The organism is Flavobacterium sp. CG_9.10, from assembly GCF_015752245.1.
Classification (GTDB): Bacteria; Bacteroidota; Bacteroidia; order Flavobacteriales; family Flavobacteriaceae; genus Flavobacterium.
Genome location: NZ_JADOVD010000014.1, coordinates 75,725 through 94,643 on the forward strand (window position 1 = coordinate 75,725; position 18,919 = coordinate 94,643).

18 protein-coding genes are annotated in these 18,919 nt (G+C 31.9%); 12 read left to right on the forward strand and 6 right to left on the reverse strand.

What is annotated here, in order from left to right:
* Positions 1-116: 116 nt before the first annotated feature.
* The gene (locus IWX84_RS12500) at positions 117-1,889 is read left to right on the forward strand and encodes a MutS-related protein (RefSeq protein ID WP_196851095.1); all 1,773 of its coding nucleotides are present in this window, start codon (positions 117-119) and stop codon (positions 1,887-1,889) included.
* 285 nt (positions 1,890-2,174) lie between these two features.
* Here the strand turns inward: IWX84_RS12500 and dnaN are convergent, their stop codons facing one another.
* The 5 genes from dnaN to IWX84_RS12525 all read right to left on the reverse strand — a co-directional run bounded on the left by dnaN (position 2,175) and on the right by IWX84_RS12525 (position 7,262).
* Entirely contained in the window at positions 2,175-3,293 is a 1,119-nt protein-coding gene (dnaN, locus tag IWX84_RS12505) for a DNA polymerase III subunit beta (protein ID WP_196851096.1), read from the reverse strand.
* A gap of 294 nt (positions 3,294-3,587) precedes the next feature.
* The gene (gene gldG / locus IWX84_RS12510; protein ID WP_196851097.1) at positions 3,588-5,273 is read right to left on the reverse strand and encodes a gliding motility-associated ABC transporter substrate-binding protein GldG; all 1,686 of its coding nucleotides are present in this window, start codon (positions 5,271-5,273) and stop codon (positions 3,588-3,590) included.
* A complete protein-coding gene (gldF, locus tag IWX84_RS12515) occupies positions 5,273-5,998 on the reverse strand; it encodes a gliding motility-associated ABC transporter permease subunit GldF (RefSeq protein WP_196851098.1) in 726 nt (241 codons plus the stop codon). Before gldF ends, gldG begins: the two co-directional genes overlap by 1 nt.
* A gap of 81 nt (positions 5,999-6,079) precedes the next feature.
* The gene (locus tag IWX84_RS12520; RefSeq protein WP_196851099.1) at positions 6,080-6,376 is read right to left on the reverse strand and encodes a putative quinol monooxygenase; all 297 of its coding nucleotides are present in this window, start codon (positions 6,374-6,376) and stop codon (positions 6,080-6,082) included.
* A gap of 58 nt (positions 6,377-6,434) precedes the next feature.
* The gene (locus IWX84_RS12525) at positions 6,435-7,262 is read right to left on the reverse strand and encodes an S-adenosyl-l-methionine hydroxide adenosyltransferase family protein (protein ID WP_196851100.1); all 828 of its coding nucleotides are present in this window, start codon (positions 7,260-7,262) and stop codon (positions 6,435-6,437) included.
* Positions 7,263-7,383: 121 nt separating this feature from the next.
* Here IWX84_RS12525 and IWX84_RS12530 point away from each other — a divergent pair, with 121 nt between their 5' ends.
* The 5 genes from IWX84_RS12530 (at position 7,384) to IWX84_RS12550 (ending at position 13,343) form a co-directional block, all read left to right on the forward strand.
* On the forward strand, positions 7,384-7,929 hold the full coding sequence (locus IWX84_RS12530; RefSeq protein ID WP_196851101.1) for a hypothetical protein: 546 nt from the start codon (positions 7,384-7,386) through the stop codon (positions 7,927-7,929).
* Positions 7,930-7,946: 17 nt separating this feature from the next.
* Positions 7,947-8,897, forward strand: a complete 951-nt coding sequence (locus tag IWX84_RS12535) for a PhoH family protein (protein WP_196851102.1) — start codon at positions 7,947-7,949, stop codon at positions 8,895-8,897.
* 190 nt (positions 8,898-9,087) lie between these two features.
* Positions 9,088-9,912 (forward strand): Cof-type HAD-IIB family hydrolase, encoded by an 825-nt coding sequence (locus tag IWX84_RS12540; protein ID WP_196851103.1) that lies wholly within the window; start codon positions 9,088-9,090, stop codon positions 9,910-9,912.
* Positions 9,913-9,957: 45 nt separating this feature from the next.
* Entirely contained in the window at positions 9,958-12,315 is a 2,358-nt protein-coding gene (locus IWX84_RS12545; protein WP_196851104.1) for a S9 family peptidase, read from the forward strand.
* Positions 12,316-12,389: 74 nt separating this feature from the next.
* Positions 12,390-13,343 carry a phosphoribosylaminoimidazolesuccinocarboxamide synthase gene (locus IWX84_RS12550; RefSeq protein WP_196851105.1) on the forward strand — a complete coding sequence of 318 codons (954 nt, stop codon included), beginning with the start codon at positions 12,390-12,392 and terminating at the stop codon, positions 13,341-13,343.
* Positions 13,344-13,456: 113 nt separating this feature from the next.
* Here IWX84_RS12550 and IWX84_RS12555 read toward each other — a convergent pair whose 3' ends face one another.
* A complete protein-coding gene (locus IWX84_RS12555; RefSeq protein WP_196851106.1) occupies positions 13,457-13,630 on the reverse strand; it encodes a hypothetical protein in 174 nt (57 codons plus the stop codon).
* A gap of 360 nt (positions 13,631-13,990) precedes the next feature.
* Here IWX84_RS12555 and pyrR point away from each other — a divergent pair, with 360 nt between their 5' ends.
* From pyrR to IWX84_RS12585, 6 genes are all read left to right on the forward strand, one after another.
* Positions 13,991-14,530 carry a bifunctional pyr operon transcriptional regulator/uracil phosphoribosyltransferase PyrR gene (gene pyrR / locus IWX84_RS12560; protein ID WP_196851107.1) on the forward strand — a complete coding sequence of 180 codons (540 nt, stop codon included), beginning with the start codon at positions 13,991-13,993 and terminating at the stop codon, positions 14,528-14,530.
* A gap of 54 nt (positions 14,531-14,584) precedes the next feature.
* Positions 14,585-15,511: an aspartate carbamoyltransferase catalytic subunit gene (locus IWX84_RS12565; protein WP_196851108.1), complete on the forward strand. Its 927-nt coding sequence runs from the start codon at positions 14,585-14,587 to the stop codon at positions 15,509-15,511.
* Between the two features lie 72 nt (positions 15,512-15,583).
* Positions 15,584-15,916, forward strand: a complete 333-nt coding sequence (locus IWX84_RS12570; RefSeq protein ID WP_196851109.1) for a ribonuclease Z — start codon at positions 15,584-15,586, stop codon at positions 15,914-15,916.
* A 73-nt stretch (positions 15,917-15,989) separates the two neighbouring features.
* A complete protein-coding gene (locus tag IWX84_RS12575; RefSeq protein ID WP_196851110.1) occupies positions 15,990-16,895 on the forward strand; it encodes a ribonuclease Z in 906 nt (301 codons plus the stop codon).
* 72 nt (positions 16,896-16,967) lie between these two features.
* Positions 16,968-17,612, forward strand: coding sequence for a pyridoxamine 5'-phosphate oxidase (pdxH, locus tag IWX84_RS12580; protein WP_196851114.1), 645 nt, complete (start codon positions 16,968-16,970; stop codon positions 17,610-17,612).
* Between the two features lie 170 nt (positions 17,613-17,782).
* Complete coding sequence (locus tag IWX84_RS12585; protein WP_196851111.1) at positions 17,783-18,286, forward strand: CAP domain-containing protein; 504 nt, start codon at positions 17,783-17,785, stop codon at positions 18,284-18,286.
* Positions 18,287-18,919: the final 633 nt, after the last annotated feature.

The following is an 18,919-nucleotide window of genomic DNA, read 5'->3' on the forward strand; positions in this document are numbered from 1 at the left end:
AGATTAACGTCCCGATACTTCGGGATTGATTTAAGATTTAGTACTGAAATAAGATATTTTTAAATTTACTATTGATTTTTGAAATTCATTACATTTGTATTTCACTAAAAATAACAATGGAGATTTACAAAGCAAAAAAAGAAAATTATTTAGTTCAATTAGATACAATCAACAAAAAGTACAATAGCATTAGCTTCTTTAGGCTGATTTCTATTGTACTTTTTTTAATATCAATCTATTACTATCTAAAAACAAGCGAAATTGTTTTGATTGTTTTGTCAGTATTGCTTTTTGGATTATTTGTTTTTTTAATGCGTTTTCATTCAAAATTATCTTTTCAAAAACAAATGTTTAATGCACTGATTGAAATTAATGAAAATGAAATATCTTATTTAGAAAGGAAAAAAATCCCTTTTGGAAACGGACAGGAATTTAATGATTTCCATCATCCTTATGCTTATGATTTAGATATTTTTGGAGAACATTCTTTATTTCAAAATCTAAATAGAACAGCGACATTCATTGGAAAAAAGACACTGGCAAAACAACTTTTAACGCTTTTGCCAAATGAAGATATCTTAAAAAATCATGATGCCATTAAAGAATTAAAGGATCAATTAGATTGGCGTCAGCAGTTCTTGGCTTTCGCCAAAATAAGTCAGGATACACAATCGAGTTATGAAACTTTGTTGAAATGGAGCACCTTTGAAAGTACGCCTTTGTCTAGAGCAACTGTGTTGATTTCGTATACTTCACCGCTTCTTTTTCTGGGAGTTTTTATTGCATATTTAGTGAGCTCAAATTCTGTTTTTATATCCTATTTGTCTTATTTATTTGTTTTTAATTTAGCCGTAATGGGTAAGTTTTATAAACGTATTGCCATTGAAATTGCGAATGCAGAGAACGTCGATAAAATCATCAATCAATATAGTCTACTGGTTGGGAAAATCGAAAACGAAACTTTTCAATCTAAAAAACTAGTTGATTTGCAACAAAAACTGACCTTTAAAAAAGAAAATGCCAGCGTTCATTTGAAACAATTGGCTGCTTTATTTTCAAAAATGGACAGTATTGGAAATTTTGTGACGGCATTATTATTCAATGGAACTTTTCTCTTTAACCTGCATGTCTTAAAAGCTTTAATACAGTGGAAAAAAGATCATGCCGAAGCACTGGAAGATTGGCTGGAAGTGATTGGTGAATTCGAAATGCTGAATAGTTTGGCTAATCTATCTTATAATAACCCAGAGTTTATTTTTCCAGTGATAAATAGCAACTTCGAAATTGAGTTCTCTAATCTGAGTCATCCATTGCTAAATGAAAAAACTAGAGTAGGGAATGAGGTCACTTTTCATCCACAATCCTTTATGATTTTGACAGGTTCAAATATGTCTGGTAAAAGCACTTTTCTTCGCAGTTTGGGAATTAATATGGTATTGACAGGAATGGGTTCGCCAGTTTGTGCCAGCAGCGCCAATGTGCATCCTTTGCCGGTTTTAGTTTCGATGCGATTATCTGATTCCTTATCGGATAGTGAATCGTATTTCTTTGCCGAAATAAAGCGTTTGAAACAAATTATGGACGAATTGGAGGAAAGACCTGCTTTTGTTTTATTAGACGAAATATTACGAGGAACCAATTCAGATGATAAACGAAATGGAACCATAGAAGTAGTCAAAAAAGTAATTGCTAAAAAAGCTATTGGAGCCATTGCAACGCATGATATAGAAGTTTGTCTGACCACAAATGATTATCCAAACATCTTGACCAATAAATGTTTTGAAGTCGAAATCCAAAATAATGAATTACATTTTGACTACAAACTTCGGGATGGAATTTGTAAAAATAGAAGCGCCACTTTCCTGATGAAGAAAATGGGGGTGATTTGATATGAGTATTAAGATAGAAGAATTAAGTATTAAGAAATCAGAATCCATATTTTATACCGAAATACATTTTAATTTACTGGAATAGAATTGGTATGATTAACATATATAAGCCAAGTTTGTCATTCCGACGAAGGAGGAATCCCATATAGAGATTCCTCCTTCGTCGGAATGACAAAAAGGGGTACTGTATAGAAAATAAAAAAAAACCGTCTCGTAATTAAACGAGACGGTTTTTTAAATATAAAAATGGTTTGGTTAATAGCGTATTTTAAATCTAAATAGTGGTTAGCTATTTAGCATTACTGGCATCACAAGCATCGTTACCGTTTCACCTTCTTCTAATCCATCAACAGGAGTAAGGATTCCCGCTCTGTTTGGCAAAGACATTTCAAGCATAATCATATCAGATTGCAAATTAGTCAACATCTCCGTAAGGAAACGAGAGTTATATCCTATTTGCATATCATCGCCTTGATAATCACAAGTCAATCTCTCTTCTGCCTTGTTAGAATAGTCGATATCTTCAGCAGAAACATTCAATTCGGCTCCAGCGATTTTTAAACGAATTTGGTGTGTGGTTTTGTTAGAGAAAATAGCAACACGACGAACAGAGTTCAAAAATTGTGAACGGTCAATCATTAATTTATTTGGATTTTCTTTTGGAATAACCGCTTCATAATTTGGATATTTTCCATCAATCAATCGGCACATTAAAATGTAGTTATCAAAAGAGAAAGTAGCATTCGAATCGTTGTATTCAATTTTTACTTCAGCATCTGAAGTCGCAAGAATATTTTTTAAGATAGTCAAAGGTTTCTTTGGCATAATAAAATCAGCCACCTGAGAAGCTACTACATCGGTACGAGCATATTTTACTAATTTGTGTGCATCAGTAGCTACAAAAGTCAATCCTTGTGGCGAAAACTGAAAGAATACACCAGACATTACTGGACGTAAATCGTCGTTTCCGGCAGCAAATATAGTTTTGCTGATTGCTGTTGCTAAAACATCGGCAGGAACAAGCGTTACAGAAGGATCGTCTAAGTTTACTGATTTAGGAAATTCATCGCCAGGCGCGTAGGCCAAAGCGTATTTTCCCGAATTAGAACTGATTTCAATCGTGCTGTTTTCTTCTACTGTAAAAGTTAAAGGCTGCTCAGGAAATGTTTTAAGGATTTCCAAAAGTAATTTTGCAGGAACAGCAACGCTTCCTTTGCTTGTCGAATCTATAGTTAATGCCGCTGACATAGTTGTTTCTAAATCGGATGCAGAAACTGTCAATACATTCTGATCTAAATCAAATAGAAAGTTATCTAAAATAGGTAAAGTATTGCTACTGTTGATTACGTTACCTAAAACTTGTAATTGTTTCAATAAGTACGAACTCGATACTATAAATTTCATCTGTTATGTTTTATTTTTTTTGGTCTGCTTTTTACTTTTTTTAAAAACCATACATTTTACAAATATATCGTAAAGTACTTTAGTATGGAAAATTTTTTATTAACATCTTTACTATAGTCTGAAAGTCAAAAGTTGAAAGTCTGAAAGTAAATCATATCAATTATGTTTTAAAAAAATGTTTGTTTTATTTTGTTTCGAAAAGTGGAATGTTGACCACTTAAATAACGGAACAATTAATTTTCACTGCACATTATGTATTTCACTTTTAGACTTTAAGACCTTACATTTTAAGACTTATTTACTATATTTTCTTTTTCTGAGGAAAGTAAACCCGAGTCCAAAAAATGCTAAAATAAGAATTGGAAGCCCAATAGTTATGAATTGCGTGATGGTATAGTTTTCATAAACTTTATCTTTATCTAATAATGGCAAATCAAGATCTTTGCTTCGAATGTTAATAAGTCCATTATCGTCTAGCAGATAATTGACGCAATTTATTAGAAAATCTTTATTATCGTACAAATTTCCCGAACGTTGATCGTAACCTAATTCTACTGGTTGGAAATTTTTATCCAATTGATTTTTTATCAAATCCCCATCGGATATAACAATCATCTTGTTTGCTACCCCTTTGGTTTCAAAATTCTTTTGATCGAATGGTAAAATCCTGTTTTCAAACATAGAATGAAACGAACCTTCCAATAAAACCGAAAGTGGAATATTTCCTTTGTTCAAATAATCATTTGGTGAAGTTTCTTCTGTGACACTATTCAAATTAATTTCACTTGGTGTACCTATTTTTTTCGAATATTGAGAAGACTGCAACAAAATAGTTTTCTTAATGCCGTTTTTTAACGTATCGATTGGATTAGCAAAATCGAATTTGATTCCGCCTAAATTTTTCACAATTGGATGTGGACTGTTTGGATAAACCTGAGGTGCAAATTTCCAGTTGAATTCCTGAAATTGAGTAGCACTTCCCTGATCTCCTGAAGCTAATTTTATCGGACTTCCGCGTTCGTCTTTTATCAAATCAGGATTTATTCGGATTCCGTATTTAAAGAATAAATCATTCAAATTCAAATCTCTCGGATAGGCCAAAGTCGAACCGGAGGAGTTATACAAACTATCCATTTCTATGGCAACTTGGTCCACGAGCCACAAAGTTTTACCACCATTCATAATATATTGGTCTAAAACTTGTTTTTCGGCATCCGAAAAAGTTTCTGTAGGCTTAGCAATTATGGCCAAATCATATTTTTCTAAAGCGTCTAAACTTCCAATAGGATTCTTGGCAACCGAATCCAATGTGAAAGGTCCGATATGATAACTTTCCCGGACTTGCATTAGAAATTTTGCCATTAATACATCTTGAAGTTCACCGTTTCCTTTGATTACGGCCACCTTTTTTTGCTTGTCTTTCGTGATTTTATTTAAAGCATCTGCAATAGAATATTCCAAATGTTGTACGGAACCAATCACTTTCTGAGTAGTTGAAGCTCCCATTCTGTTTTTCAATAAAGGAATATTGACTTCTTTATTATTATAGACTGCAATTGCCCAAGGAAAAACCATTGCTTGGGATTGTTTCCCTTTGTCATCAACGGTAATATTTATTGGAGTTAAACCTTTTCGATACAACTCTTTAATATTATCCATGCTTTCGTCTTTGTTCTCCAAAGGATCAACGAATTCGAAAACAATATTTTTATTATAGGCCTGAAATTCTTCCAACAACTGCGTAGTTTCTTGCTGCAAACGTTTGAATTCGGCCGGTAAATCTCCCTGTAGATATATTTTTATGTACAAAGGATTTTGCACCTGTTTAATGATGTTTAAAGAAGTGGGAGAAAGTGTATATCTTTTATCTTTTGTTAAATCAAAACGATGAAAAAAGAAACTTCCTATTACATTGAGAATCAATAAAACAGCAATCGTAATTAGAACTGATTTTATATTATTTTTCTTGGCTATTTTCATTACGATTTAAAAGATTTTAGATTATAAACAGTCAAGGATAGAAAGAAAAACGTGATACTTAAAAAATAGATTATGTCTCTTGTGTCCAGAACTCCGCGGCTCATGCTTTTATAATGATCTTGCATTCCTAAGGATGAAATAAAACTTGAAATAGTGGGGACAATAGCGGATAAACCTTCGAATCCAAAATAGAAAAAGAAACACAAAAACACTGCCACAATAAATGCGACGATTTGATTTTCGGATAGAGTGGAAGTAAAAATTCCGATGGCAGAATAGCCCGCAATTAAAAATAATAAACCAAAATAAGAGCCAATCGTACTTCCCATATCAATGTTGCCTTCAGGCATTCCTAAACGGGAAATTACTATTACATAAATGAATGTTGGAATAATCGCCATTACAATTAATAGGAGAGCCCCAAGAAATTTTCCGTTTACAATTTCCCAAATACTTAATGGTTTAGTCAATAATAATTCCAAAGTTCCCTGTTTCTTTTCATCAGAAAAACTGCGCATGGTTACCGCAGGAATCAAGAAAATTAAAATCCACGGTGCCAAAGTAAAAAAAGGTGCTAAATCAGCAAAACCAGTATTCAATATATTGTAATCGCCTTCAAAAACCCAAAGAAAAAGTCCGTTGCTTATTAAAAAAACAGCAATGACCAAGTAACCTATTGGCGAACCAAAAAATGATTTTATTTCTCGTAATAATATTGATTTCATGTATTTTGTTTAAGGTTTGAAAAGTTTAAAGTCTAAAGTTCCAAATCTTGCAACTTTAAACCTTAAACTTTAAACTAATTTTTATTCTAAACTAACCAGTTTATCCACGCTCCAAGCTTCTGGTTTGTCGTTGAATAATTTCTTGGTAAAAGTCCACACTTCATAAAAAAGTTCTGATTTTCGGTAATTTTCCAAATCTTCTTCGGATTCCCAATAACTGTAAGTAAAGAAAATACATTTATTGTCTTTGTCTTGATACAATTCCAGGAAAGTATTTCCCGGAGCGTTTCGTATCTTCTCTTTCATTAACTCGAAGTTTTCTAAAAAAGCAGGAATGTTCTCTAAGTGAAAACTCAATTTTACAATTCTAACTAACATAGTTATTTATGATTTATGATTAACGATTTATGATTTTTAAATTGATTTCTGACCACTGCTACCTGAATACTATATTTATAACATCTCTATAATTCAATCCTAACAAGCTGTTTGCGGAGCCAACATTTGAAGGATTGCTTCTAAAAATGGCAATCTCAAGAAAACCAGCTTCGTTGAAAATCGCCAATTTTTCGCCTTCGTAATACTTAATTGGGTATTTATCAGAACTCGCAATCGCGGAATAATTAGGCAAAATGGTTTTGATATTTTTGGTTTTCAATACAATTTCATAGGGTCTACCTTTGGCAACTTCAATAAAATATTTTTTAGAAATATTAGTAATTACATTGCCAAAATGGTCAATATAAATCACATGGCCTTTTAATGAATTCCCATCATCGGAGACAACTGCTTGTAAATCCGTTACTTGTTTAATGCTTTTTATTTCTTTGCCAATGACATTTAGTAGACCGCCTTTGGCAATATGACAGGCTACTTTTACGAAAACATCAAGATCAGTTGCTTCACTTGGTAAACGGTCATGGATATTAATAGCCACTATTTTTTGAGGAACAATTTTTTGCGAAAGCATACTTAAAATGCCATTATCAGCCGCAATAAAATAATGATCGTTCCATTGCATGACAATATGTTGGTTCTCTTTATTAAATTCCATATCAACCCCAATGAGGTGAACAGTACCTTTTGGAAAGCTCGAAAATGACGCTCCAATGATGTAACTTGCTTCAACAGTGTTGAATGGGTCTACCTCATGCGAAATATCAATGATTGTTGCTTCAGAATATTCAGATAATATCTTCCCTTTCAACGCACCTACAAAGTGGTCTTTCAAGCCGTAATCGGTAGTAAGGGTAATTATTGACATAAATTTGTTTATAACTATTGGTGTTATGTAAATCTAATTTTATTAAATTTGAGAAACGCAAAGCTAAAGTATTTTAAGCTTTAATTAAATAGAATTTTTTAATTGAATATAAAACTAACACATGATTAAACCTCTATTTTTTCTTTTTCTTTTCTTTTATAGTTTACAATCGTATTCTCAGAAACTAATTTATAAGTCAAATGGTACTATTAATGATTCTGAAAACAATAAAATTTCACCAGATGGAGTCAGAGCGCTATTAGCAAACAATGAAAAATTATTAGTGGATTATAACTCAGGAAGAAAAAAGAAAACGATTGGGAATATTATGTTGTATAGTGGATTGGGGATGGTCTTATTTGATTTAGGGAGAGTTGCATTTGATAATGCGTTCTCGGATGGATTTTCTACTATAATTTCAGCCGGAATACCTGGCAGTGAAAGTGGTACGAGTGGTAGAAGATCAAAACCCAGTTTAGCAACTTATATAGGACTTGCTTCGTTTGCAGCAGCAATTCCAATAAAAATTGGTTTTTCTAAAAAAATAGAAAATGTAGTCATTGAATATAACAATAAAAATACTATTACCGATAATCAACGCAATAATCAAAAATTGGATTTAATTACCAATTCAAACGGAATTGGATTACGATTGACATTAAATTAACCTAAAAACTACTTAATTTGAACGAAAGGATAATCGAGCTCATAGACATCGCTCCAAAAGAATTTTGGGGTGCTCAAGACACTCATCTTGAAACAATTAAAAAATATTATCCAAAATTAAAAATTGTTGCCAGAGGAACAACAATAAAAGCTTTTGGTGAAAAGGAAGTTTTGGACGAGTTCGAGAAACGATTTCAGCGGTTGATGTTACATTTTACCAGATACAATACAATTGATAATAATGTAATAGAGCGTGTCATTCTTGGTGATGTGCAAGAAGAAAGAAAATTTCAAGGACAAGACAAAATATTAGTACATGGAGTAGGGGGTAAAATCATAAAACCTATGACGGCTAATCAGCAATTGCTGGTAGATACCATGTTTAAAAATGATATGGTTTTTGCCGTTGGACCGGCTGGAACGGGAAAAACGTATACTGGTGTTGCCATGGCGATAAAAGCGCTCAAAGAAAAGCAGGTCAAGCGTATTATATTGACTCGACCAGCCGTGGAAGCGGGGGAGAATCTCGGTTTTTTGCCTGGTGATATGAAGGAAAAACTGGATCCGTACATGCAACCTTTATACGATGCCTTACGTGATATGTTACCCAACGAAAAACTGGAAGATTACATCTTAAAAGGAATTATCCAGATTGCACCTTTGGCATTTATGCGAGGGAGAACATTGGATGATGCATTTGTTATTTTGGACGAAGCACAAAACACTACGCATTCGCAAATGAAAATGTTTCTGACTCGTATGGGGAAAAGCGCCAAATTTATGATTACGGGAGATCCAGGACAAGTCGATTTGCCAAGGAGAACAATTTCCGGACTTAAAGAAGCATTATTGGTTTTGAAAGATGTGGAGGGAATTGGAATCATATATCTTGATGATAAAGACATCGTAAGACATCGATTAGTTAAGAAAGTTATTGATGCTTATAAAATGATTGAAAATAACGATTAGAAATAGTATTTAAATTTATTATAAAACGAAAGGCTCGAAGATTTTAGTAGATAAAATTTTTGCCTTTCGTTTCTTATTTTAACCAAAATTTAAAATCCATTCTGTCTCTTTCGTATCACTTTATTTTTTTGTGTATCTCTTTAAAATAGAATAAATTTGGAATTATTAAAATGACAGTGAAAAACGAAAGATGATAAAGAAAAAAATTAAAGTCGTTATTAGCGATTTAGACGGAACTTTACTTAATACCCACCATAAAATATCAGACTATACTAAGCGTGTTTTCCAAAAACTTCATGAAGAAAACTATTTGATAATTGTTGCCACCGGTCGTCATCATCTTGATGCACATCCAATTGTAGCCGAATTAGAATGTCCTGTTTATTTGGTAACTTCAAATGGTGCCAGAATTCATAACCCTAATAATGAACTTCTTTTTTCCAGAGATATTGAAAGTGATGCGATTAAATCTGTCTTAAATCTAAAAATTGATCCTGAGATTACTACGGTATTGTTTAAAGAAAACGTTTGGCAAACGAATAAAAACAATGAAAAACTGAACAGTTTTCAAACAAAATTAAACTACTTACCTGAACTCGTAGATTTTAATACTTTGGATGATTTGAGTGGAATAAAATTATTTTTCACCCATGAAAGCCATTCAAAATTGATTGATTTAAGAGACACTATTTTAGAAAATCATTCAGAGATTTTTAGTCATGCCTTTAGTCTTCCTATTTGTTTGGAATTCATGGATAAATCAGTCGATAAAAGTGTAGCCATTGCTAAAATTTTGGAAATTGAGAATTTTGTTTTTGAAGAATCTATTTCTTTTGGAGATGGATATAATGATGAGAAAATGCTGAAGTCAACAGGGAAAGGATTAGTAATGGGTAATGCGCCGGACAGCTTAAAAAATAAACTTTCGCATTTAGAAGTAATTTCTTCAAATGATTATGATGGTGTCGCTAAATACCTCTCAAAAACTGTTTTGAACTTAAAAATAGCACAATAATTTTCTAACCAAACCTAAATGAACCTTAAAATAACCCAAACTAAAATGAATAAAAAAATAGCAGTTCTTATCTGTATTTTCTTTTCTGTAACAAGTCAATGTCAGAATCTAAAGTTGGAAGACATAATGAAAGGCGATGCTTTTATTGGCGTACAGCCAGTAAATGGTCGTTGGTCTTTGGATGGAAAAAAAGTATATTTCGAATGGAATCCAAATAATGAATTGGGATTATCTACTTATTTTTGGAAAAACGGTTTGTCAAAACCAGAAGTTGCCCCTTTAAATGAAGCGGAATTTTCTAAAATGGATTTTAAAGGAAATAAAAACTCCGATTTATTTTATTACATTGATAAAGGAAGATTATTTTCTTATTCGGTGAAAAATAAGATTTCCAAAAAACTGTTCCAACAAAGCAGTCCAATTTCAAACTTACAATTGGGTTTTGAGGAAGGAATTGTATTTTTTGAACAAAATGATAATGTCTTCAAGTACAATATCAAAGAAGGCACCATTATTCAAATTACCAATTTTAAGAAAGGCAAGGCAACCGATTCAGATACTGAAAAGGATTCTTTTTTGAAAAATCAACAAACTGAATTGTTTCAATATGTGCGTGATCAAGAGGCGAAGAAAAAGTGGAATTTGGCAAAAAAGAACGCCGTAAAATCTGATTTTCCAAAAGGATATTATTATGGAAAAAATAGATTTGAAAGTCTAAAAATAAATCCAAATGGTAATTATGCAACCTTTAGATTAACAGAAGAATCTGATGTTAGAAGCGAAAAAATGGAAGCTTTTATTACTGCTGATGGCTACAATAAAAGTTTTGATACTAAAGAAAAAGTATCGGTAGATAATTTGGTAAACTCTAGATTTGGGATATACAATATTGCAAAAGATACTGTTTCCATGGTAAATTTTTCAGCGTTGAGTCATATTCAAGATGCGCCAAAATATCTTAGTTTATATGAAAAATCGAGCAATAAAGAAAAAATAGATAAATTAATTGCAGTTACGGAACCTATATACAATCAAGATGGTTCGCACGCAATTGCTGAAATAAGAAGTCAAGACAATAAAGACCGATGGTTGATAAGTCTAAATTTAGAAAAAGGAACTTTTGACGAAATTGAATACCAGCATGATGAAGCATGGATTGGCGGACCTGGTATTCCGTCTGATTCATTTGATTCGGGAACACTTGGATTTCTTGGTGATAATCAAACGATTTATTTTCAATCTGAAGTAACGGGATATTCTCATTTGTACATTTATAATTTAAACTCAAAAAAGAAAACGCAACTGACCAAAGGAGATTGGGAAGTTCGCAATGTCACTTTATCAAAAGACAAAAAGACTTTTTATTTAACGACCAATACAACACATCCGGGAAACAGGGATTTTTATAAATTGAATGTTTCCGATGGTATTTTACAGCCCGTACTGACAAAGGATGGGGCTCACGAAGTAAGTTTGTCTCCCGATGAAAGCACTTTGTTGGTTCGTTATTCCTATAAAAATAAACCATGGGAATTGTTTATTGGTGACAATAAGAAAAATACAACGTTGCGCCAAATAACCAATTCTACAACCGAAGTATTCAAAGGGTACGAATGGCGTACTCCTGAAGTAATCACTTTTAAGGCAGAAGACGGAACTTTGATACATGCCAGATTGTACAAACCACAATCGGACAAAGCCAATAAAGCAGCAATTCTCTTTGTTCATGGAGCAGGTTATTTGCAAAATGCTCATAATTATTGGAGCAATTATCATAGAGAATATATGTTTCATAATTTATTGACGGATTTGGGATATACGGTTTTAGATATTGATTATAGAGGAAGCGATGGATACGGACGTGATTTTAGAACTGGAATTTACCGATTTATGGGCGGAAAAGATTTATCGGATCAAATTGACGGTAAAAATTATATTGTTCAAAATTTGGGAATCGAAACTAATAAAGTTGGGATTTATGGTGGCTCATACGGCGGTTTTATAACTTTGATGGCTATGCTTACCGCTCCAAAAGAATTTGCATCAGGAGCTGCATTACGCTCGGTGACGGACTGGGCACATTACAATCATGGCTACACCGGAAATATTCTTAATTTCCCGGAAACAGATCCAGATGCTTACAAAAAAAGTTCTCCACTTTATTTTGCAAATAATCTTGAAGGCAATTTATTAATGCTTCACGGAATGGTCGATGACAATGTAGAGTACAAAGATATTGTTCGTTTATCACAACGATTTATAGAATTAGGAAAGAAAAAATGGAGCTTGTCAAGTTTCCCTGTAGAAGCTCATGGTTTTAAAGAAACCTATTCTTGGGTAGATGAATACAGCCGTATCCTGAATTTATTCAACAATACGCTTCTTGAAAAACAGAGTAAGTAAAAACTACTTTTTTTTATTGAATCTGTATGAAATAATTTTAAATTTGCATTTATTAAAACAACACAACAACTATAATGAGCAATACAATTACAACGACTGACTTTAATTTTCCAAATCAAAAATCAGTTTATAGAGGAAAAGTTAGAGAAGTATATAACATTAACGATGAACTTTTAGTAATGGTAGCGACCGATAGGCTTTCAGCTTTTGATGTGGTTTTGCCAAAAGGAATTCCGTACAAAGGGCAAATTCTAAATCAAATTGCCACTAAATTTATGGAATTGACTAAAGATATTGTTCCTAATTGGTTAATTGCTACACCAGATCCAAGTGTTGCAGTTGGTTATTTATGTTCCCCTTTCAAAGTAGAAATGGTGATACGTGGCTATCTTTCAGGTCATGCTGCTCGCGAATATGCGCTTGGAAAAAGAGAAATTTGTGGCGTGAAAATGCCAGAAGGATTAAAAGAGAACGACAAATTTCCGGAACCTATTATTACGCCAACAACAAAGGCAGATAATGGTGAACACGATGCCGATATTTCTAGAGAAGACATTCTGTCAAAAGGAATTGTTACTGAAGAAGACTATTTAGTTTTAGAAAAATACACCAAAGCTTTGTTTCAAAGAGGAACCGAAATTGCCGCCAGCCGTGGATTGATTTTGGTAGATACAAAATATGAATTTGGTAAAACCAAAGAAGGTGTAATTGTTCTAATAGATGAAATTCATACACCTGATTCTTCTCGTTATTTCTATTCAGAAGGCTATCAGGAAAGACAAGATAAAGGCGAGGAGCAAAAACAATTATCCAAAGAATTTGTTCGTCGTTGGTTAATAGAAAATGGTTTTCAAGGTCTGGAAGGACAACAAATTCCTGATATGACTGACGAATATATAGAAACCGTTTCAGAAAGATATATCGAATTATATGAAAACATTCTTGGTGAAAAATTCGTAAAAGCAGATATTTCTAATATTGATGAACGAATTGAAAAAAACGTTTTGGCTTATTTAGACAAGAGATAAGAAAATAAAATTAGATAAAAAAAACCCGCAATTCAAATTTTGAATTGCGGGTTTTCACTATTAGACAGAGTACTATTTTATAAATAAAAGTCAAACTGTAATTAATCTTTAAATTATTTTTTACCGAAAACTTTACTTATAATTAGTACAACTACGGCTATAATTGCTACTACGATAAATATACCAACGCCTATTCCCGCTTTAAATATTCCTTCAATTACTGAACATCCTGTAAATGATATTAATACTATAAAGAGCATTAATAATCTTGTAATTTTTTTTTGCATGATATTTTTTTTTAGTTAAATTATTTTGATTTATTATGTAAAATTATAAAACAGAAAAGTTATTATGTTATATAATTCATATGAATTATTGCAAAATTTTTTTATTAAAAGGATGACATAAGTTACAAATATTAAACTTTATAATTAAATGATTTAAAACTATTTTTTTATTTAAAACTATCTTTGTTTTAATGCTTTTTAGTTAGTTTGAAATAGAGAATTAAGGAAAGTTAGAGTATATTTGGCATAAGGCGATACAGATTCTATTGGTAAGTAATTGATTCCTTATTTTCTCGCTTTTTAAAATAAAATCATAAAGGGGAATTTGTATATTTGCAAAACCAAACACTACACTTTACTATGAGTCAAAAAGTATTACTTACTGCAAAAGAAGTTACTATCATATTGCATCGTTTGGCTTGTCAGTTGATTGAAAAACACTTAGATTTTTCGGATACCATATTGGTAGGAATACAACCGAGAGGTGTTTTTTTAGCAGAACGTTTAAAAGAAATTTTAGAAAAAGAATATGATACTCCCGAAATTCAATTAGGCTACTTGGATATTACTTTCTTTAGAGACGATTTTCGAAGAACGGATAAGCCATTAGAAGCAAATAAAACCAAAATTAATTTTATCGTTGAAAACAAAAAAGTCATTTTTATTGATGATGTTTTATTTACCGGTAGAAGTATCAGATCAGCTTTGACAGCTATTCAATCTTTTGGAAGACCCTCGGAAATAGAATTACTAGTTTTAATTGACAGACGTTTTAGTCGTAATTTACCCATTCAACCAGATTATAGAGGGAGGCAGGTAGATTCGATAAATAACGAAAAAGTAAAGGTGAGTTGGAAAGAAAATGATGGTGAAGATGCCGTTTATTTGATCACAAATTAGATTTAGAATCAGTTTAAAATCTAATTATTTAAAAAACTAATAATCGTAAAAAAAATGAAAGAATTAAGCGTAAATCATTTATTAGGTATAAAATACATCAACAAGAATGATATTGACTTAATTTTTGAAACAGCCGATCATTTTAAAGAAGTCATCAATAGACCAATAAAAAAAGTACCTTCCTTACGAGATATTACAATAGCTAACATTTTTTTCGAAAATAGTACAAGAACAAAACTTTCTTTTGAATTAGCACAAAAACGACTGTCAGCAGATGTTATTAGTTTTTCGGCAGCGCAATCTTCTGTCAAAAAAGGAGAAACACTAATTGATACCGTAAATAATATTCTTTCGATGAAAGTGGATATGGTAGTCATGCGACATGCCAATCCTGGAGCTGCCTATTTCTTGTCAAAAAATGTTAAAGCGAGCATAGTAAATGCAGGAGACGGAGCTCATGAACATCCAACACAAGCCTTGTTAGACAGTTATTCGATTAGAGAAAAACTGGGAGAAGTGGCTGGGAAAAAAGTAGTTATTGTTGGTGATGTTTTGCATTCCCGAGTTGCCTTATCAAATATATATGCTTTGAAAATGCAGGGAGCAGAAGTTAAAGTTTGCGGGCCCAAAACACTTATTCCAAGATATATTGAGTCTCTTGGTGTGACGGTCGAACCTAATTTGAGAAAAGCGTTGGAATGGTGTGACGTCGCTAATATGTTACGAGTCCAAAATGAGAGATTGGATGTGAATTATTTTCCTTCAACTAGAGAATATGCACAGCAATATGGAGTTGATAAGACTTTATTGGATTCCCTAAATAAGGAAATTGTAATCATGCATCCCGGTCCTATAAATCGTGGTGTAGAAATCACCAGTGAAGTTGCGGATTCACATCAATCTGTGATTTTAAACCAAGTCGAAAATGGGGTCGCAATTAGAATGGCGGTTATTTATCTTTTGGCTTCAAAAATTCAGTAAATTAATAGAAAACTTTGTAAATTAGCTTTTAATAAAAATTTTTCGATTCATCATCTCTGAAATTCAAAAAAAATGAAAGTAGACCAAAAAGCCCACACGATAACCATTAGAGATACACAAGGTGATTTTACCTCTTTTTTGATGAAAGTTACCCATCAATATAAAACATTTGAAAAACACAATATAATTATTGATCTTTTACAGTATAAAGATTTTTCTGCAAATGACATCAAATTATTTAAACCTTTATCAAAACAACATAAAAAAGCTAAAAAATCATTTGTTGTAGTTACCTCAGATTTTGATTTTAATGCGGTTTCCAGTAAACTAACTGTCGTACCTTCATTATTAGAAGCGCATGATATTATTGAAATGGAAGAAATTGAAAGAGATTTAGGTTTTTAAATCAGTGTATTCGGTTATTTGTTTAACCGTTTAATTGATTTAACCAATACACAATAACCGAATAAACAAGAACTTGAAACTAACAATACTTGGTTGCTATGCAGCTACACCTCGAACTTTTACCAATCCCACTTCACAGATTTTAGACATAAAAAACAGACTTTTTTTAATCGACTGTGGAGAAGGTACACAAGTGCAACTACGCAAGAATAAAATCAGGTTTTCAAAGATTAATCATATCTTCATTTCGCATTTACATGGAGATCATTTTTTTGGGTTAGTTGGTTTAGTTTCGACCTTCAGTTTGTTAAATAGAACTACCGATTTGCATATTTATGGTCCAAAAGGAATTAAAGAAATCATCAAATTACAATTGCGGTTATCAAATTCTTGGACAAATTATGGTTTGTTTTTTCATGAATTGGAATCAACAGAAAGCGAAATAATATTTGAAGACGAAAAGGTTTTGGTGAAAACCATACCGTTAAAACATCGTGTGTATACCAATGGTTTTTTTTTCCAAGAAAAAATAGGGGAGAGGAAACTTAATTTGGATGCAGTTCAAAATTATGAAATCGATACGTGTTATTATCAGAAGATAAAAAATGGTAAAGACATTACCTTGGAAGACGGGAGGATAATTGAAAACGACAAATTAACTTTTGATCCTGTTCCCGCTAAAAATTATGCTTTTTGTTCGGATACAGCTTATGATGAATCTATACTTTCAATCGTAGAAAATGTAGATGTTTTATACCATGAATCAACTTTTTTACAATCAGAAGAAAGTTTAGCTAAAAAAACCCTTCATTCTACTGCAAAGGAAGCTGCGATGATTGCTTTTAAATCTAATGCAAAGCAATTAATTTTAGGACATTACTCTACACGTTATGAAAGTATAGCTCTTTTTAAAGAAGAAGCTGAAACTATTTTTCCAGAAGTACTTCTAGCTGATGATGGAAAAATTTTTGAGTTTTAAACGTAAAAAAAATAATTTATTTGAATGAGTTTCAAAGATAATACGATAACAATAATAGAAAATATCAAAAATATGGAAGATTTAAGTCATTACAGAAAATCATATGAAAAGAGTGAGTTATTGGAATCAAATATCCCCGAAGATCCTATTAATTTATTTCACCGATGGTTTCATGAAATAGAAGAATTTGGAGGAAACGAGGAAGTAAATGCGATGACCGTTGCTACAATTGGTTTAGATGGATTTCCAAGATCAAGGGTTGTTTTGTTGAAAAAATTTAACGAGGAAGGATTCATTTTTTATACAAATTATAATTCAGAAAAGGGAAAAGCTATTGCTGATAATCCAAAAATATGTTTGTCTTTCTTTTGGCATTCTATGGAGCGACAAGTTATTATAAAAGGAATTGCTCACAAAACATCTGAAATTACTTCAGACAATTATTTCGAATCCAGACCAGACGGAAGCAAATTAGGAGCCATTGTGTCAAATCAAAGCGAGGTTGTTCCTTCTCGTGCTTTTTTGGAAGAAAATTTAAAACAATTAGAAAACGATTATGAAGGAATTGTAATTCCCAGACCAGATCACTGGGGAGGATTTTTAGTTACTCCTGTCGAAGTTGAGTTTTGGCAAGGAAGGCCAAATCGTTTACACGACAGAATTCGATACACAAGCCAAGAAAATTTCGCTTGGAAAATAGAACGACTCTCTCCTTGATGTAAGAAAAGAATGGTATAAGTTGTTAATATTGTGTAGTTTGTCGATTTTATTTGGTACTTAGACGATAAAAAAAATAGTTTTGAATATTAATAAGCAATAATATTTATAATTTTTTTTAAAGAAGTTTGCCCCACAATCTACTTTAAATTTGAACTACTTAACGTTTTATGAAATTTAATTTACTTCGTACATTAGTACTTTTTTCAGCAATAAATACCATGTTTTCTTGTTCTTCGGATTCTTCAGTCGGGCAAGCGGCAAGTGTTTCTTCTCCAATTGTAGCTAATTATTCTTACAGTACTTCCGAAAATCAAACTTTGGATTTAATAAATAAATATAGAATTAGTATTGGATTAAATCCATTAGAAAAAATTAATTATATCTCTATAAAGTCAGAGGAGCATGACAATTATATGATCGCAAACAATGTCGTTAATCATAATGATTTTGTTGCTCGTTCCGAAGATATCATTAAAGTTTTAGGTGCAAAAACTGTAGGTGAAAATATTGCTTACAATTATAGTACTCCTCAAGCAGCTTTTGATGCATGGTTAGCTAGCCCAGGACATAAAGCAAATATTGAAGGCAATTTTACTAATTTCGGCATCGCAATTAGAACAAATCCAACAAACGGAACAAAATATTACACCAACATTTTTGTAAAAATATAAGTTAGTTTTTTTTTGGAATTTAGAGGTTGTCTCCCCCCAGAGATTGCCTCTTTTTTTTTATAAAATATTAGTGATTTTAAATTAAGAACTTTTTTAGATTCATATTTTTTTCAAAAATCACTTATTTTTTTTTTGATCCCTTTTAAAAATCACTGCGATTACAAACGTTAATTGCAATCATGGATTTTAAACTATTTTGAATGGCATGCAACCAAAGTAAAATTTTAATTACTATTTTTGAATTTTCAGAAACGAATTTAATTATGAAGATCGTGAAGAAATTTTAATGTGAATGATTTGTAGATTGCAAACGTATTTGACCAACGCACTAGTATTACTAATTACATTTTACTAAGTAACATTCAATTGTTTGTACAAAAAAATATGGTAGTCAATAATTTTTATAGTGAGGGTTTAAAAGACTTTATTCTAATGTAAGAAAAACACATAATCTCTAGTTAAACTTATGTAAATTAACGGTTTTCTTTAGTTGTTCACCGACAAAAAAAGGTAGTTTTGACTTTTAACAATGTGCAGCTGGTTTAGCCCCCTAATAATCGGACTTTAACATTTTAAGTTTTACAAACATACGCAATTAGTCAATATCTTTGTCTTGCAAGGAACAAACGAAGG

Coding starts and splice junctions, on each gene's coding strand:
- IWX84_RS12565 (WP_196851108.1), top strand. CDS start 14,585: ATGAAAGAATTAAGCGTAAATCATTTATTAGGTATAAAATACATCAAC.
- IWX84_RS12545 (WP_196851104.1), top strand. CDS start 9,958: ATGAATAAAAAAATAGCAGTTCTTATCTGTATTTTCTTTTCTGTAACA.
- pdxH (WP_196851114.1), top strand. CDS start 16,968: ATGGAAGATTTAAGTCATTACAGAAAATCATATGAAAAGAGTGAGTTA.
- IWX84_RS12500 (WP_196851095.1), top strand. CDS start 117: ATGGAGATTTACAAAGCAAAAAAAGAAAATTATTTAGTTCAATTAGAT.
- IWX84_RS12530 (WP_196851101.1), top strand. CDS start 7,384: ATGATTAAACCTCTATTTTTTCTTTTTCTTTTCTTTTATAGTTTACAA.
- dnaN (WP_196851096.1), bottom strand. CDS start 3,293: ATGAAATTTATAGTATCGAGTTCGTACTTATTGAAACAATTACAAGTT.
- IWX84_RS12540 (WP_196851103.1), top strand. CDS start 9,088: ATGATAAAGAAAAAAATTAAAGTCGTTATTAGCGATTTAGACGGAACT.
- IWX84_RS12520 (WP_196851099.1), bottom strand. CDS start 6,376: ATGTTAGTTAGAATTGTAAAATTGAGTTTTCACTTAGAGAACATTCCT.
- gldF (WP_196851098.1), bottom strand. CDS start 5,998: ATGAAATCAATATTATTACGAGAAATAAAATCATTTTTTGGTTCGCCA.
- IWX84_RS12555 (WP_196851106.1), bottom strand. CDS start 13,630: ATGCAAAAAAAAATTACAAGATTATTAATGCTCTTTATAGTATTAATA.
- pyrR (WP_196851107.1), top strand. CDS start 13,991: ATGAGTCAAAAAGTATTACTTACTGCAAAAGAAGTTACTATCATATTG.
- IWX84_RS12525 (WP_196851100.1), bottom strand. CDS start 7,262: ATGTCAATAATTACCCTTACTACCGATTACGGCTTGAAAGACCACTTT.
- IWX84_RS12570 (WP_196851109.1), top strand. CDS start 15,584: ATGAAAGTAGACCAAAAAGCCCACACGATAACCATTAGAGATACACAA.
- IWX84_RS12585 (WP_196851111.1), top strand. CDS start 17,783: ATGAAATTTAATTTACTTCGTACATTAGTACTTTTTTCAGCAATAAAT.
- gldG (WP_196851097.1), bottom strand. CDS start 5,273: ATGAAAATAGCCAAGAAAAATAATATAAAATCAGTTCTAATTACGATT.
- IWX84_RS12550 (WP_196851105.1), top strand. CDS start 12,390: ATGAGCAATACAATTACAACGACTGACTTTAATTTTCCAAATCAAAAA.